General features: G+C 40.0%; 16 protein-coding genes. 2 read left to right on the forward strand and 14 right to left on the reverse strand.

Going from position 1 to position 17,094, the window contains the following annotated elements; genetic code table 11:
- Window positions 1-93: 93 nt before the first annotated feature.
- The 3 genes from IGI38_RS19050 to IGI38_RS19060 form a co-directional block, all read right to left on the reverse strand.
- Entirely contained in the window at window positions 94-1,041 is a 948-nt protein-coding gene (locus IGI38_RS19050; RefSeq protein ID WP_438725454.1) for an IS30 family transposase, read from the reverse strand.
- An 85-nt stretch (window positions 1,042-1,126) separates the two neighbouring features.
- Window positions 1,127-1,843 (reverse strand): hypothetical protein, encoded by a 717-nt coding sequence (locus tag IGI38_RS19055; RefSeq protein ID WP_438733450.1) that lies wholly within the window; start codon window positions 1,841-1,843, stop codon window positions 1,127-1,129.
- A gap of 91 nt (window positions 1,844-1,934) precedes the next feature.
- Window positions 1,935-2,642, reverse strand: a complete 708-nt coding sequence (locus IGI38_RS19060; RefSeq protein ID WP_438733451.1) for a helix-turn-helix domain-containing protein — start codon at window positions 2,640-2,642, stop codon at window positions 1,935-1,937.
- A 623-nt stretch (window positions 2,643-3,265) separates the two neighbouring features.
- Here IGI38_RS19060 and IGI38_RS19065 point away from each other — a divergent pair.
- Window positions 3,266-3,433 carry a hypothetical protein gene (locus tag IGI38_RS19065; RefSeq protein ID WP_438733452.1) on the forward strand — a complete coding sequence of 56 codons (168 nt, stop codon included), beginning with the start codon at window positions 3,266-3,268 and terminating at the stop codon, window positions 3,431-3,433.
- A gap of 92 nt (window positions 3,434-3,525) precedes the next feature.
- Here the strand turns inward: IGI38_RS19065 and IGI38_RS19070 are convergent, their stop codons facing one another.
- From IGI38_RS19070 to IGI38_RS19100, 7 genes are all read right to left on the reverse strand, one after another.
- On the reverse strand, window positions 3,526-4,536 hold the full coding sequence (locus IGI38_RS19070) for a sugar diacid recognition domain-containing protein (RefSeq protein WP_438733453.1): 1,011 nt from the start codon (window positions 4,534-4,536) through the stop codon (window positions 3,526-3,528).
- 78 nt (window positions 4,537-4,614) lie between these two features.
- Window positions 4,615-5,751, reverse strand: a complete 1,137-nt coding sequence (locus IGI38_RS19075; protein WP_438733454.1) for a glycerate kinase — start codon at window positions 5,749-5,751, stop codon at window positions 4,615-4,617.
- 62 nt (window positions 5,752-5,813) lie between these two features.
- A complete protein-coding gene (locus IGI38_RS19080; RefSeq protein WP_438733455.1) occupies window positions 5,814-7,106 on the reverse strand; it encodes a GntP family permease in 1,293 nt (430 codons plus the stop codon).
- 382 nt (window positions 7,107-7,488) lie between these two features.
- Complete coding sequence (locus IGI38_RS19085; RefSeq protein ID WP_438733456.1) at window positions 7,489-8,817, reverse strand: FAD-dependent oxidoreductase; 1,329 nt, start codon at window positions 8,815-8,817, stop codon at window positions 7,489-7,491.
- 315 nt (window positions 8,818-9,132) lie between these two features.
- The gene (locus IGI38_RS19090) at window positions 9,133-10,089 is read right to left on the reverse strand and encodes an L-lactate dehydrogenase (RefSeq protein WP_438733457.1); all 957 of its coding nucleotides are present in this window, start codon (window positions 10,087-10,089) and stop codon (window positions 9,133-9,135) included.
- An 82-nt stretch (window positions 10,090-10,171) separates the two neighbouring features.
- Window positions 10,172-10,999 carry a dTDP-4-dehydrorhamnose reductase gene (gene rfbD, locus IGI38_RS19095; RefSeq protein ID WP_438733458.1) on the reverse strand — a complete coding sequence of 276 codons (828 nt, stop codon included), beginning with the start codon at window positions 10,997-10,999 and terminating at the stop codon, window positions 10,172-10,174.
- Between the two features lie 22 nt (window positions 11,000-11,021).
- Window positions 11,022-11,993 carry a TDT family transporter gene (locus IGI38_RS19100; protein ID WP_438733459.1) on the reverse strand — a complete coding sequence of 324 codons (972 nt, stop codon included), beginning with the start codon at window positions 11,991-11,993 and terminating at the stop codon, window positions 11,022-11,024.
- A gap of 148 nt (window positions 11,994-12,141) precedes the next feature.
- Between IGI38_RS19100 and IGI38_RS19105 the strand changes: the two genes are divergently transcribed.
- Entirely contained in the window at window positions 12,142-12,990 is an 849-nt protein-coding gene (locus IGI38_RS19105; RefSeq protein ID WP_438733460.1) for a LysR family transcriptional regulator, read from the forward strand.
- Between the two features lie 130 nt (window positions 12,991-13,120).
- Here IGI38_RS19105 and IGI38_RS19110 read toward each other — a convergent pair whose 3' ends face one another.
- The 4 genes from IGI38_RS19110 to IGI38_RS19125 all read right to left on the reverse strand — a co-directional run bounded on the left by IGI38_RS19110 (window position 13,121) and on the right by IGI38_RS19125 (window position 17,085).
- Complete coding sequence (locus tag IGI38_RS19110; protein ID WP_438733461.1) at window positions 13,121-13,855, reverse strand: helix-turn-helix domain-containing protein; 735 nt, start codon at window positions 13,853-13,855, stop codon at window positions 13,121-13,123.
- A 340-nt stretch (window positions 13,856-14,195) separates the two neighbouring features.
- Entirely contained in the window at window positions 14,196-15,176 is a 981-nt protein-coding gene (locus IGI38_RS19115; protein ID WP_438733462.1) for an ABC transporter ATP-binding protein, read from the reverse strand.
- A gap of 2 nt (window positions 15,177-15,178) precedes the next feature.
- Window positions 15,179-16,192, reverse strand: a complete 1,014-nt coding sequence (locus IGI38_RS19120; protein WP_438733463.1) for an ABC transporter ATP-binding protein — start codon at window positions 16,190-16,192, stop codon at window positions 15,179-15,181.
- Window positions 16,192-17,085: an ABC transporter permease gene (locus tag IGI38_RS19125; RefSeq protein ID WP_438733464.1), complete on the reverse strand. Its 894-nt coding sequence runs from the start codon at window positions 17,083-17,085 to the stop codon at window positions 16,192-16,194. The genes IGI38_RS19120 and IGI38_RS19125 overlap by 1 nt, the downstream gene beginning before the upstream one ends.
- Window positions 17,086-17,094 lie beyond the last annotated feature (9 nt).

Below are 17,094 nucleotides of genomic sequence, written 5' to 3' on the forward strand. Positions count from 1 at the left end.
ACCTTGTACTAAGGTATAGTTATCTAAATCTGCGGCTTTATTAATCGTGATATTTCCAACTGATGTAGTTTCACCATTTTTCTTGCTGAATTGTCAAATTAATTGCAACATTTCTTCTTGAAAGACTTCCCAACAATTTTTCCAGTTCAATGTTTTTTTAGGACGCATATTTATCTTGCGTAATGCTTCCTGTTTCTCCGTAGGGGGTACCTTTGAAAAATCAGTTCCCTTAGGGAAGAATTCTCTAAATAAACCATTCCCATTTTCGTTAGATCCGCGTTGCCATGGGGAGTATGGATCACAAAAATACATAGGTACGTCTAAATCTTTCTCAATTTCTTTCCAGCAAGAAAACTCTTTCCCACGGTCGACCGTAAAGCTTAAAAATGCCTTGTGACTCCCTAGGTCTTGCACAAAAGCTTTAATCGCTTGTGCCATTGACTTCGCGGTACGATCCCTCATTGAGATCGCCCAATAAAAGCGTGTTTTCCGTTCAATAAACGTTGCTTCGCAGGCTTTGCTTTCCCCTCTGCTAGAAACAACTGTGTCCAACTCCCAATGTCCAAATTCTTCTCGAGTTGACACAGAAGCTGGGCGTTCATCAATGGTATGCCCTACAGTCATTTTGCCTCGTGCCTCTTCTTGTTTTTCTTGTCTTCTGCCTTTATGTCTCAGACACTGTTTAGACACATTAAGAATACCGGCATAGAGCCAATTGTAAATGGTTTTGAATGAAACTATTTGACGATCATTCGCAATTTGTTCAGGGGACCAGCTGTCTTCAAGATCACATTCAATCTGATAAGCGAATTCAGAAGTCCATTTGGACTTCGCACCACAGGCACTGCGCTTCATTTCCGCATCTAATTGCGCATTGTCGGCATTATAGATCAAATCTTCGGGTACTCGTTTCAACTCACGATCAATCGTTGTTCGGCTAACACCAATTCTGTCCGCTATTTCTTGAATACTCTTGGCATCATAAATCATCGTCTCTATACATTTTCGATTATCTCGTGTAAGCTTTTTGTGTGAACCCATCAAAATCACTCCTAGTAGTTTGTTATCCTAAACTCATTTTACTAGAAATTTTTGATGGGTTCTTTGTTGCGATTAATATTACAATTCAGCTCTTGAACTGTCCACCAGTCATTGCTAATTGAATATTAGAACCATACCATTGGCTTACATCTGTTCCGTTAGCTGATTTTATTACCAATTTCGCTGTCGCTGTTTTCGTACCTGGGACTTGCGTCATTTTTATTTCTGCAGTGTAAGGACCTGCATACTTTTGTGCATCTGCATAATGCTTATTGAAGCTTGTTAACACAGTCTCCAATTGCGCATCTCCTCTAAATGCATTCACACTCGTTAAAAATTTTTGAGCAGTGGTCGAACTAGCGCCCCCAGTCTCCAAGTAGCGGTGAACATAATATGAGACTGTCGCATGATTTAAATGTCGATTAGCTGCACCTCCATAGTCTTTGTTGACTAGCTCATTCATCAAATATGCACCGATGGGATCACTAATTGTTTGTTTGGTTGCTGAGCTGAAGCTCACATTATTAACCATCTTCCCGTTTTCCGTACAAAACATAAATTTCGATCCATTAGGTTCTGAACCGCCGGTCGCATAAGATACCGTCCGAAAACGATTCGGATGACTAGTTCCTCCATACATATATCCATAAGCATTCTGACCAAAGCCAGTTCCTTCATCTGCGGTAGATCCCGCCTCTACGATCATAGATAACCCATTGACTCCCAATGACGATACAACCATAAATATTACTGCTGCGATTCGAGTCATTTTACCAATAATTTTTATAATTCTTGTCTTCATTCTCCTGCACTCCCTTTCTTTTTTCTCTCCTTTTTCTTCAATAATTTTCTTCCCCGTTAAGCGTCACCTCCCTATTTTTTTAAATCACCTGTTACTTCTCAACTACCGTTAATTTTTTCTCAAGAAGATCATCTTCAAAATAGTTGAAAAATTCCTTATTCAATCGATAGCCTTGCCCCCATACTGTTTGAATTGCTGAATGTCCGCATTCATATTCCACCTTTTCATTGATTTTAGAGACAATTTTCGACAGACTTGCTAAAACAGATTTATTTGCTTCTTTTCTCCAAATCTGGCGGCTGATTTCTTCTCTGGATACGATTCGATTTCCAGAATAGATTAAATAGTCAACAATTTCTTTTTGTTTTAATTTCAAATTCAAATCCGTTAATTTTTGCTTAACATTGAGCTTTTGAGCATTATCTTCCTTCTGGTAAGCCAAACGAGATATCTCAGCAATCAGCAAAATTTCCCTCAATCTTTCCAAGTTTGAATCTATCGGAATCAAACCATCGAAACTGGTCTCTGCCATCTCATCACAGTTAACTTCAACGACTCGACGAAAAAGTTTGAAACGCCCTTTCTGCAGTAGGTGCACCAATTCCTCTACTTCTTTGTCATACAATGATTCACTAAAAATAATTCCATCAAATTGCGATAAAAACTGTTTGTTAAATGTTTCTTTTTTCATCATCGTAATCAGGTTATTTGAACAATAAACCTCATTCCCTAGTTGCTTCAGCTGGCTTTCGAAGGTTTCCTCATACGGAGGAACCTTAGTTAGAATCAATAGCTGCATCATTTTCTCCTTTCTTTACGCTATATTTTTGATTGTTTTTTAAGACCATTCGACAAAATAAGCATCTTAAAGTTAATTAGATTAATAATCATAAAAATAAAAATATTTTTACAAAATAATTATATTATATAGTTAAATTAAGGTCAAATTATCATTTTAGGTAACTTTATAATCAATTATATTTTATCCGTAATTGTTATTATGCGGATTTTTTATATACAAACGACACAAAAAACAATCTTTGATTGTCAGGAAAGTTCTGTTCATTAAAAAGAAATAACAGAAAAGCCTTATAGTTTAACCTCGATTTTTTACATGTAGAGCTTGATTTTTAAAAATAAATTGATTATCTAAATCAATTTATTTGCATCACTGATTGCTATTAAATTTTTTCATTCAAAAAAGGTGCTCGTTTAGTTTTATGTCTGATCCTAAAAAAGATTTTCTTGCACTTAATTCATTCCAAAATTGGCTTCACCTGACTTAGGTCATCCATAGAGCAAACCGTTATTTTTTGTCATAAGAAACTTTCGTTGAAGTTTTCCTTAACTTTTGGGCAGATAAATTGCTTTCATTTTTTTAGACCGTATACTTAAAATTAAAATTGAAAAGCAGGTGATCTTATGTATGTTGTCAAAGTCCTCCATGGTTACATTGGTAAAGAAGGTCGGCGCACCCGTGAAAAAGACCCTGAAAAGCTTTGGATATTCCAAAGCAAACAAGAATCCGATCATTTCGCCGCAAAAATTGGCGGTCGCAGTAAGCATGTATCTAAAATCAGAAAAGATTGATTATCTAAAAAAAAAGAAGACTGCCCTATCACTGAGTGATAGGGCAGTCTTCTTTTTTTTAGAAACTTTTACTTGCCATCGGATACTATTCTCTATCTCCTTCTCTTTGTAAAGTAATATGCAAAATGGTACATCAACATCCAGAGATCTGACCAGCTTTTGGGATCTTTTTCCGTCAAATCGTAAAGACGCTGGATTCGATAATTCAATGTGTTGCGATGAATGTGGAGTTGTTCTGCACCGGCTTTCATATTAGTACTATTAGCAGCAAAACAAATCAAAGTCTCATGATACTCATCATAAATGACTTCCACTCTTTTTAATAAAGATGAATCTATTTCAACTGGAAATTCAAACAATTGGGCAAAATAATACTCTTCAGTAAAAAAAGTATCGGTTAATGGAACTTGCAAGAAAGATAAATAGAGGAACGTATTCTCTACCTCTTTTACACACCTGCCTACATTCAATCGTGGAGGGCTAACAATCAATGTCGTCGAACTTTTAGCGATAGTGTGTTCGATATCAACAAAAACGAGATATTTTCCGTGCCAAGAAAATATCTCTTGTAATGGAAACGAGTTTCGCAGATTTTCTTTTTCGATTGCCCATACACAGCGGTTGGGACGCAACAAATTTATTCCATAATTTTCCAGAGCTCTTTGGATTAATTCTTCGCTAAACCGTTCTTCAGCTAGAAAGACTTCCTTCAAAAAATCTGTTTTCAGTTGTTTTTTCTTTTCTTTCTTGCTAAACTCGTTCAATTCTTCAACTAGAAGTAAAACGATCGATTTTACTAACTTGGTAAATGGGCGTACTTCCTCAGGCTCACCAGATATTCCCACTACGCCTAACAATTCTCCATTTAAAATGATTGGTTCGTTCGTTCCTCTTTTTTCTAAAGAGGTGTCTTTGAAAACCTCAACCATCTGCATTTGTTTGATTGCTCGTTCAGCGCCGCGATGGCGTTGACCTATTCGGTGGTTCTTTCCGCTAGCGATAATGTACCCTCGCTCGTTCATGATATTGATATTATATGGGATATCCGCCATCAGCTTTTGCACAATTAGATTGGCTTGATCTTTAGTTAATAGATTACTCATTGAGTTTCCGTCCTAAAATCTGTCTTTTTCTTCTTAGTTTAACGAACTTTGGATAGAAGACAAAAAATTAGTCTTAAATCAAACAGCTAGTACACGAACAATATTTTCGACTGTTCTTTCTAGATTGGCCTCTCCTAATTTTAACGCTTCTGGCAACGAACCCGCTTTTGCTAAGATGCCAAAAATTGCAGTCATGCCTTCCTCGTACAAAACCTCCACTTGCTCTCCAATGTAACCAGCACAAGCAAAAACAGGTATACCATATTGTTTCGCGATTTTCGCAACTCCATAGGGTGCTTTGCCGAATTTCGTTTGAAAGTCCATTCCGCCTTCGCCAGTAAAAACATAGTCCGCTTGAGCAACTTTTTGAGCTAAACCTGTCAGCTCAATTACTAAATCCACACCCGATTGCATAGTTGCTCCAGTAAAAACTAACAAACCGGCTCCCAAACCGCCTGCTGCACCAGCACCAGGAATATCTTGAATATCCATGGATAGATCTCTTTTTATAATTTCTGCGTAATGACCGAGATTCTCATCTAACACCTTCACCATATCAGGTGTCGCGCCCTTTTGCGGCCCAAATACAACAGATGCTCCGTTAGAACCAGTCAGTGGATTGGTTACATCGCTCGCAATAACGACTTCAGTATTTTTGATGCGTGGATCGATAGTCGACAAATCGATTTTCTCTAATTTAGAAATCGCTCCGCCCCCAGCAGGTATTTCTTTATTTTCTTTATCTAACAAGCGGGCTCCCAAAGCTTGAGCCATCCCCGTTCCACCGTCGTTGGTTACACTTCCGCCAATACCGATGATGATTTTTTCAACCCCGTGATCTAGCGCATCTTTTATCATCTCTCCAGTCCCATAGGTGGAGGTAAGAAGCGGATTCCGTCTATCCTCATTCAGCAATTCGATACCATTAGCTTTAGCCATTTCCATTACAGCGGTCTTTTTATCTGCCATCAAGCCATAATATGTCCTTAATTTTTCTGTCGGTATCGGACCGGAGACCGCCACCTCAACTCTAGTTCCTCCGATGCCGTCAATCAACGCATCGACCGTTCCTTCTCCACCATCTGCCATAGGAACATGAATGATTTCGGCAACAGGGAAAACTTTACGAATTCCACGTTCCATCGCTTCACAAGCTTTTTTTGCACTCATACTTTCTTTAAAAGAATCCGGCGCTAACACAAATGTTTTTTTCATCACCATTCTCCTTATTGCTGCTTATTTTTATCAATTGTACCTTGCACATAAAACAAACAACCTTAATTCAAAATGAACCCATATAGAATTGTCGCAACAATCGTCATGACTCCGCCAACACAAAGCTCATAAGGAATGACTTTCATTCGTTCTTTAATGGACATATGCATACTATTCGCAGTAATGTGGAAATAATTTCCTTGTGGTACGCTATCGATCACTGTCGCACCTGTGTGTACCATTACGGCTGCAGCCAACGAAGAAGTTCCCGTAGCTAGAATTGCGTGTCCAAACGATCCTGTCGCCAAAATAACTGCAGTAGATGTAGAACCGACTGCTAAGCCCATCAAAATACCAGAAATCGGCGCTAAAAACGTTCCCGAGATTCCGGTAATAGCGATCAAATGTACAACTTGTTTTGATAAATCTGAGACAGAGATCAATCCTGCAATCGCACCGGCACCTATCAGAATCAAAACCGTATCGGTCACACGATAGATTCCAGCTTTTGAATATTCTCTAATTTGGTGCATATGCCCCATAGCAATCGTACCAACAATCGAAGCAAAAGGTAAGATATACATGGCATCGATTTTTAAATTCGCTAGGACGTGAATATGAAGCATCGTACCTATTGGGTTAATCAACAGTAAAACGATCGATAAAACAGGAGCAATCAAGGCCTTGTTCAAAGGCATCAAGATCTTTTCACCCTTATCTTCAATATCGCCAGCTTGAACCATTCCACCTTTCTTTTTGATCAAACTAGCAATCACGACTGCTGCGATCAAACCACAAACGGCTGGAATAAACCCAGCGATCATAACGCTGCTTAAGTCTAATTTGAATCCATTCGCTGCCGCAATCGTATTAGGGTTGGGCGAGATAATATTTCCTGCTTTTCCCCCACCTGATAAAGCAGTTAATAGAGATAATTTACTGATACCAGTTTGTTTACCAACAGATAAAGCAATTGGCGCAACAATCAAAACAGCTACAGGGATAAATACACCCACAGCGGTAATAATCATTGTCGATAGTGCCAAAGATAGGATTGCTTTATTTGTACCTAATTTATTTACAATCGCATGTGCGATTGATTCGGCCGCGCCTGACTCCATCATGACACCCGCTAACATTCCTGCTGCCAAGACTCGAATGGCTGTCCCCATGATACTTTGTGTTCCATTGATCAATATATCTACTGTATCATTTAATGAAGCCCCTCCAATTAGGCAACCGATAATAGCTCCTAAAAATAATGAATAAACCGGATTCATTTTTTTTAAAATCAAAAAGATAGCAAAAACTAAACCAATGATTGCTGCATACCATGGAATCATAATCCCCGTCATGTGAAACATCTCCCTTATTTTTGTTTACGTTTCCATTCTAATATTTTGAGAAACAAATGAAATTGGTAGATTAACAGCATCCATTGTGCAAATGCACATACCAAGTACTGATTCAGGACAGAATCTGAACAATCGAGTAGCGGTCCGAACGCGTAGGTTCGCCCCCTCTCATACCACCGGACATACAAACCTGTGTACGGCGGTTAAATAATTTAAGTGTACGAACTGGTATTTCAAGGATATATTCATATATCCTCGTTATACCAGTTCTTTGTCTGCAAGCGAACGGTGGGTTACATGGCTTTTAGATATCTCCTAAAGACCTTTTCTTGTAAGGGCACACTTAAAAAAAAGCGTAACCAGCCTTGGTTACGCTTTTTGCTTATTTCAACACATCATTCAATGCCTCGCTCATTGTTGGGGGTGTATAGATCTGATCCCGCAACAGCGTGTACGGCAAATGCCCTTTCATTGCCAACGTGATCAAATTGATCACTTCATGGGATTCTTCAGCATAGATACTTGCCCCAAGAATTTGATCCGTTTTTGGATCGATTAATACTTTAAACATCCCTTTAGGGTCTTCCAAAACATTCGCTTTAGGGACACCAGCAGTCATGAATTTAAATAATTTGTAGTTGATTCCGCCTACCTTCGCGGCTTTTTCAGTCAGACCTACATTTGATAAGGGTGGTGTAATGAAAACACTATATGGAACAATCGTCCGGTCCTTCAGCGAACGGGTATCTTTTCCATCTAGTTGATCCAGGATAATTCGATAATCGTCTAAAGAAACGTAAGTAAACTGCAATCCGCCTTTGACATCGCCGATCGCCCAAACATTCGGCGCGTCTGTCTGTAACCAATCATCTACAATAATAGCATCACGATCGGTCACTTTTACATCTGTATTTTCCAAACCTAATCCTTCTATATTCGGTTTGCGACCTGTCGCCGCCAATAATTTATCTGCTTTGATCACAAACGACTGGCCTTCTTGAGTATACGAAATCTCGACGTATTCCGCTTGATCCCTCACTTCATCTATCGAAACGCCAAAATGAAACACAATTCCCTGAGCTGATAAATCATTGTAAATCAGTTCGGCAATATCATCATCTTCACGCGCCAAGAATTTCTCCTTCGCATCTAAGACGATGACTTTCGAGCCATATTTCGCAAATATTGAGGCAAATTCCAACCCAATATAGCCCGCGCCGATAATCACTAGTGTTTCCGGTAAATTTTCCAAATCCATCGCTTCCGTAGAATCGATGCTATACTTGCTTTCTCTTAAGCCGGTGATTGGTAAAATAATCGGTGTCGCTCCAGTATTAATAAAAATTCGTTCACCTTCAACTCGTGTTGTTTGCCCTTCATTTTCAACTTCTAAAACATGATTGGAAATAAACCGAGCCGTGCCATCCATGACTGTGCCTGTCGCTTCATCAGCGATCATATGATAATTTTTATTGCGTAATTTGGCAGTCAACGCATCCTTTTTCGTTACTCCTTCTGTAAAGGATGTGCCTTTTTCACCATTAAGTATCATGGATTTTGATGGGATACAGCCAATATTGATACAGGTACCGCCATACATTTGGGTTGATTTTTCGATAACTAGTACCGTTTCCCCGCGATTGGCTAAGGTCTTAGCCAATGTTTTCCCGCCTTTACCAAATCCTACAATGATGTTTTTATATTGTTTCATAATCAATACCTCCATAAAGGGTTCAAAAACTACACTTGAAGAATACTCCTTAATTTTTTTAAAGTGAAATTTCTAGCTTACAGCTGAAAGGATTATCTTCGATTATTCTGAATAATGAAAAAGAGGTTGTGACAGAAGTGATCAGCTTCAAGAAATTTCGGCTTATTTCCGAATGCTAGCTCTGCTTAGTGAGACTTAACAATAACTGTATGCGTAGCTTGCGAAGAAGAAGCTGCTTCTGACACACTGTTTGTTCGGAAAAAGGACCTGTGACAAGACTTTTGTCACAGGTCCTTCTTTGTATTCTTGGATCATCTAGTCCTTATTATCTTCAAGCGAGTTAAGGACTGTTTTCAGCTGCTCGCAAGATACAGCGAACTTTTTCCGTTCATTCGGATCAATATTCAGTTCGATGATTTCTCGAACACCATTTTGATCCACAACTGAGGGCACACCAGTGAAAATATTCTTCTCACCGTATTCCCCATCTAAGTAGGCAGACACAGGCAACACAGCCTGTTCATTGTTCAAGATTGCCTTCACAATTCTTGCTACGCTCATACCGATCCCATAAAAAGTCGCTTTCTTTCGATCAATGATCTCATAGGCCGTATTTTTTACACGATCAGATATTTCAGTTAAATCATCGACGGTTAAGCGATTGTTTTCGACCATAAATTCTAGTATCGGTTTACCGCCTACTGTTGTGTGGGACCACACCGCTACTTCGGAATCTCCATGTTCACCGATAATATAGCCATGAATACTTCTTGGATCTATTTGCAATTTCGCTGCGATCTCTTTCCGAAATCTTGTCGTATCTAATGTGGTTCCCGTACCTACTACTCTGTTACTTGGCAGACCAGATGCTTTCCACGCACACTGAGTCAATACATCCACTGGATTTGACGCAACCACTAGGACACCATCAAAGCCTGATGCCATGATCTTAGCAGCGACATCTTTAATGATCCCGGCGTTGATATCGATCAATTCCAAGCGCGTTTGACCAGGTTTTTGATTCACCCCTGCTGTAATAACGACGATATCCGCATCTCGACAATCTTGGTAATCACCAGCCCAAACCTTGATATTTTCTTGTGCCCAAGACATGCCGTCTAAAAGATCTAGTGCTTCGCCTTCAGCTTTCTCTTGATTGACGTCTATTAACACCAATTCATTGATGATCCCTTGATTGATCATCGAATAAGCAATACTTGTTCCTACAAATCCTGTTCCTACGACGGCTACTTTTCTGCTGGTATTTTCCATACTAATCCACTCCCCTTATTTTTTTGATTTGAATCCTTCCAATAAGAAAATTTGGAAAAGAAAACAATGAATGCTGCAGAATTTATTTAAAGCTTTCAACGGCTTCTTGCCAAGTCGGCAACTCAAACCCAAGCGCTTTGGTTTTACTTAAGTCCATAATCGCGTATTGCGGGCATTTCGCTTCCCGCTGATAGTCTTTTGACGCTATCGGTAATATCTCTATATCTGTTTCCTTCAGCAGTTCTTTTGCAAACTCATACCAAGAACAGCTATTCTCATTCGACAGATGATAGACACCAAAGGGCGATTGATTTTCAATAATAAACAGCATGAATTCCGCTAACGTTCGGGTCCATGTGGGACGACCAAATTGATCATTTACAACGGTTATCCGTTTCTGGGTCTCGGCTAAGTTTTGAACAGTAGAGACAAAGTTCTTCCCATACTGACCAAATACCCATGAAGTTCGAATGATATAATAGTCATCCAAGATTTCCTGAACCAATTTTTCTCCCGCAAGCTTTGTTCGACCATATTCATTTAATGGGTTGGTTTCATCATCCACTTGATACAGCTTATCTTTCTGCTCTCCGTCAAAAACGTAATCCCTACTAATGTAGACCAAAGTTGCGCCAACAGCTTTGGCTGCTTCGGCCACATTGCGAGTCCCTTCAATATTAATTTTTTCAGCGGATGCTTTCCCGCGAGTTTCTGCCTGATCAACTGCGGTATAGGCAGCACAATGATAAATGACCGTCGGCTTTAATTCATTAATAAAGCTAAAAACCGCTGTTTTATTGGTAATATCCAGTTCCTTAGAACCCGTGGCTACATAGTCGATTCCCTTTTCATCTAACAAATAGCGAAGTTCTGTCCCTAATTGACCCGTTCCACCTGTTATTAAGATCATTCAGCTCTGCTCCTTTTTACTATTATTCATACTCACCTTTTAAATGTAGCAGTTTTGCTTGATTACGCAAGTGAAGAACATAGGTGACCAATACATAACAGACTACTAAAATCGCTACACCTGTTTCAAAAATGCTCAAAAGTTCAGTAATCCTTGATAATGTCGGAGACCCTGCAAAAAAGTTAGAGACTTTAAAGATCGCCGTAGCTGATATCACCATTGGAAAGGTAAATGCCGCATAGCTAGGATAAAAACCAACTTTCAGCATCTTTCTCAAATAAATGACGATCCCAAAATATATAAGCTGGGATAGAACCATTAAGCTAAGAACTACTGGCAACGAAGCATCTTTAAAAACGGAAAGGTATCCAGCTAAACACAGCGAACCTGGCGCTGTCAAAATAGTGATTAAAGGAATCGCAGCGTCTTCCATTTTTTTTGGATGCGCTAAGCGTTTGATGATTATCGGCAATAAAATGAGATACGTTCCTAATGCCAGCCAAATCACCGCTTCGCCTAATTCTTTGACAAATACTTCAGAGGTATTAGGAATAACACCAATCCCGACAAAGGTAATGAACCAACTAGGGTAGATACACTCAAGTGTTACCTTAACTGGGAAGATGTGAGCGGCAATGAAATAAAGCATTAACCCAAGGTGAACGATAATAGACAACATCCAAATCACACTGACAATCAACGAACCCGGAAACAAGCGATTTAGAAAGACGCAAATGACCATCCAAGCCATCGTAAAGGTTGGCGCAACAGACGCGATAATCGGATTTCTCAGATCTGCTAATGTTTCCTTCAATGTGAAGAGCAATTTCATGACAAACAGAAGCATAATAAAACTGCCGATTAAACAAAATAAAGTTCCTATTCCTCTGAATCCTTCTGAAAACAATAAATTTCCTAGTGAGACGGTTCCTAATATCAATCCGCAAATTGGAATAGGGATCGCTTTTAAAAAGCCTTTGATCTTATCATTCATAAAATCATCCTTTCTATCTATAAAAAAGCTCTTAAGCACTTGATAATTATTTATCACACCCATATAATAAACAACGATATACTATTTGTAAAATAAAGATATTACATATCAACTATAAATATTTTTAATAGAAAGAGAGGCAAAGCATTTGTTTGATTTGCTAAAAACGTTCGTCGCCGTTTATGAAACTAGAAATTTTAGTCTTGCTGCGGAAAAGATGTTCAAAACACAGCCTACGATCTCCATCCAAATTAAAAAACTGGAAAATGAGTTAGGCTTCAAATTATTCGAGAGAAACGGAAAGCAGCTTATTCTGCCGACTAAACAAGCTGAGTTCTTATATCCGAAGGTCGTTGAGTCGCTAAATTCCCTTTCAGGTATCTTCGCTCAAGCCAAAGATTCAAGCAATTTTAAGACAGACTGTCTGTTGGCCTGCTCCAATACAACAGCCGTCTATCTATTACCTAAAATCATGAGCGATTTAGTCGAAGCCTTTCCTGCTCTTGCTTTTGAAATAAGGATCATGAATTCTCAAGAAGTGATTGATGCCGTCGAAAAAAATAAAGCACATATCGGTCTTATTGAAAAAGCGATCGTCTCACCCCTGATCAAAAAGGATTTTGTTTATCGAGATGAGCTAGTACTTGCAGGAAATATCGAGTCAGATTTTTGGATTCTCAGAGAGAACGATTCGGGAATGTACTATATTAACGAGAATTATCTCTATACCAATCATTTAAATCCTCAAATTATTAAAGCCAATAATAGCGAGGTCATTCTAGCATTATTAGAAAACGGTCTAGGAAAATCAATCATCTCGAAATTGGCATTGACCGATTCGCTGAATTGGCAACCTTTAGATCCCGATTTTAGCTATCGTGATTTGTTTATTATCCAAAATGAGCAGGCTCCCGTGCCGGATGCCGACTCGGTTTATGCCTTAATAAAGGACTTGTTAGCAAAAATGCTGGATAACGCGGATCACTCAAAACAATAGCAATTGTCGGTTGAAAAAAAGGAGCTATGACAAAAATCTTGTCATAGCTCCTTTTTCCGAACAAACGGCGCCCCAGAAGTAGCTTCATCGGAAAGAAGCTGACCTTTCTGTCGCAATCCCCTTTAGTCGCTTATTTGTTGTTCACTTCTTTCCAAACGGACACTACCGCTTTGATATCTTCCTTGAGCTGCTTATCATACTTTTTCATAATGGCTTTCGCTTCTTTGATCGAAGTGCGTCCATCCCCAAGCTTCTCGTAAGCTGGATTTTGCTGTTCACTTTTCTTATAGCGTAAAGAAAAATCTGTATTTTTCGGAATATCTAATTTGGTTCTTTCCGCGGGTTCATACAGCCCCACATAAATATAGTCTCCATCAATTCCAACATCAAAGGAACTTCCTCGATACGTATGAACCGGTATATTCCCATTGTGTAAGGGCTCCAGATACTTGAGATCGTGTGCTTGAAACGTGTAACCCTCTTTTTTTAGATAATTATTTACCTCTGTGTGCTGCCAATCGGCTAAATTCTTGTTTTTTGTATAAACAGAACTAAACCAATAGAGGTTATAAAGGGCAAAGCAGCCCAAAATTATTATCCCTATCACCTTGATTGTCTTGTAGCGCTTCAAACTCTTTCTTTCAGTCACGATGTTTTCCATGATCACCGGCTCCTCTTTAATTAGTTGGTCTAAGGAGAGATCATATAAATTGCTTAGATAGACCAGCTTTTCAATGTCAGGAAACGTTCTTCCTGTTTCCCAGCTGGAGATCGTCGTTCTAGAAACGTTAAGCTTTGCGGCAACCTCCTCCTGTGTGAAATGTTTCGCTGTTCTATGTTCTTTTAATCTTGAACCAATATCCATAAAATCCTCCCTAACCTCTCTTGATTATAGTGTACAAACTAATTAATTCGTGTCTATGAATTGTGACATCGCTGGTTTGCCACAATTCATAGCATTGATTTTTAGTGATAGATACTGGAGAAGCCTATCCCTTGTCAGTTTATTGTAACAAACTATTCTACGTGCTGATCGAAATAGTGTTATCTATTGATTTCCATGAATGACTTTTTTCTCTATATTTATTCCTTTAGTTTTCACCTGACTTTCTTGGTTACTGACAATGCTTCTTCCCCTTTTTTGGTACAAAAATAACCCAACCATCCGATGAAGATGATTGGGTCTTTGGATACTAGATATCAATTTACTCCATGCTATCATACAGGTGGCAAGCCACTCGATGACCAGGAGAACGTTCTAGAAACTCCGGTGTCTTCTCAGCACATTTGCTCATCGCATAAGGACATCTAGTACGAAAGGCACAGCCTTTAAACGTATCGGTTCTGACCGGCTGCTCTCCATTAAATTCGGGAACGGCTTCTTTGCGGATATAAGGATCTGGTACAGAAGCAAACAACGCTTTTGTGTATGGATGCAGCGGATTTTTAAAAAGCTCATCGGTTTCTGCTTCTTCAACTAAAGTGCCAAGGTACATGACTCCTATTCGGTCAGAAATATAGCGAATCACTCCGATATCATGCGAGATGAAAAGTAAACTCAGCCGTAAATCCTGCTGCAGCGCCATCAAGGTATTCAAAATCTGTGCCTGAATTGAAACATCAAGCGCGGATACTGGTTCATCACAGATAATCAAGCGCGGCTTGATCACCAAAGCACTGGCAATCCCCAGCCTTTGGACTTGCCCGCCTGACAACTCATGAGGATATCTGAAATAGTGATATTCCGACAATCCCACCTTTTCTAAAACGTCAACCACTTGATCTCGACGGTCACGGGCATCAGATACGCCATGTACTTTTAAAATATCTTCAAGAATACTGCCAATTCTTTGCCTTGGGTTTAGTGCAGACAAAGTGTTCTGAAAGACCATCTGCAGCTCTTTTCTCAATGGGAAAAATTCTCTATCATTCAGCATACCTAAGTCTTTTCCCTTATACATGATAGATCCGCTGTTGGGTTTCTCCAGCCCAACGAGCATTCGTCCTGTCGTTGACTTGCCACAGCCTGATTCTCCCACCAGTCCATATGTTTCGCCTTCTTTTATCGTGAATGACAAGTTATCGACTGCCAGCATTTGTTCACGCTGGCTAAAAAGACCTAACTTTTGTTTGCGGATAGGAAATGATTTTTGAAGGTTTCTAATCTCTAATAAATGATTTTCCATCACTAATCCTCCTTTATATCCGCGGATTTGTCATATCTCCAGCACTTTACAAGATGATCCTGCTGGGCTTCGATCATCGGCGGCTGTTCTTGGAAACAACGTTCCTCCGCATAGGTGCAGCGAGTACAGAAATGACAGCCTTTCGGAATCTCAGAAAGCGCCGGAACCGTCCCAGGAATTGTAGGGAGAGGATTACCACGTTCAGTTTCTAGATGGGGAATACAAGCGATCAACCCTTCGGTATAAGGATGTAACGGCGTTTCAAATAGTTTTTCGGTTTCAGCATCTTCGACGATTTGTCCTAAATACATGACTTTAATGCGATGACAGAGTTTGGAGACAGCGCCCATATCGTGTGTAATAAAAAGGACAGACATTCCCAACGTTTCGTTCAGGTTCTTAATAAGACGTAAAATCTGCTCTTGAATCGTTACATCTAATGCGGTCGTTGGTTCATCTGCAATCAAAAGCTTGGGTTCGCAGGCCAGTGCCATTGCGATCATTACCCGTTGCTGCATTCCGCCTGACAGCTCAAAAGGATATTTTTTCAGACAAGCTGCGGGATCAGGAATACCGGTCAAATGCAGCATTTCCATACTCTGTTTTTTTGCTTCGCTCTTTGATACCTGCTTGTGAAGCGTAATCACTTCACTTAGCTGCTTCTCAACTGTATGCACAGGACTTAGCGAGTTCAATGGATCTTGAAAGATAATTGAAATTTCATTCCCGCGAATGTCTCTGATCTGGGAAGGGGAGCTCTGCAAGAGATCGTTGCTTTCAAAGAGAATCTCGCCTTCATATCTTACGGCTGTATCATGATCGCGCAGCCGCAAAATAGATTGCGACATGACACTTTTCCCCGAACCTGACTCCCCAACAATCCCAATGATCTCACCCGCATGAATCTTTAGATCCACCTCGTCTACTGCCGGAAGCCACTGCTTGTGAATAGGGAATTTCACTTTAAGACGTTTGAATTCTAGAATTTCTTTAGCTTCAACCTCTTGTTTAGCCACTATTTTTTACCTCCTTTGACTCTTGGATCAAGGTAATCTCTAATCCCATCACCTAAAAGATTCAAGCTCAGCACACAAACGACTACTGCAACTCCTGGTGCGATCATTGTCCATGGCGCTTTTGAAAAAACTAGCTTACTATCCTGCAGCATATTTCCCCAGCTTGCCGCTGGAGCGGGGATCCCCGCTCCTAAAAAGCTCAAGGATGCCTCAGAAATAATCGCTTGCGCAAAAATGAATGACGCCTGAACAGTCAGCGGGGAAATAACCCCAGGTAAAATCAGCTTCCGCAAAATTTTGAAACTACTGAAGCCTTGTACTTTGGCTGCCTCGATATACGGCTGCTCCTTAATCACCATCGCACTAGCTCGAACAGTCCGGGCGACACTTGGTGTATATACGATGGTGAGTGCCCATACCACATTCCAGCTAGAGGTACCGAAAGCCGTAATGAAAGAGATCGCTAATAAAATTCCGGGAATCGCAATCAGCGCATCACAAATCCGCATCAGTAGATGATCCAGCAGCTTAAAATAGCTGGCATATATCCCAACAACCGTCCCAATCACACAAGAAAACACGGCTACAGAACCGCCCACCCACAGCGAAACTCTGGCTCCATACATTAAGCGAATCAAGATGTCCCTGCCAAATTCATCCGTACCGAACCGATGAAGACTACTAGGTGCGTTGAAACGTTCCGTAACGGCCATGGCATTAGGGTCTGTTGAATTAAACATCGGAAGAATCATTGCAGCGGCAAAAATTGTGGCAAAACCAACCAGTCCAATGATCAGCGCTGGATTTGTCAGTAGTTTTTCCTTGCGAAGCTGCTTTTGCTCCTTGACGATTGCCACGCCCGCTTCAGATATACTTTTTCTGGTTAAATACATGCTTTCACC

This window comes from Enterococcus sp. AZ128, from assembly GCF_051714485.1.
Taxonomy (GTDB): Bacteria; Bacillota; Bacilli; order Lactobacillales; family Enterococcaceae; genus Enterococcus_A.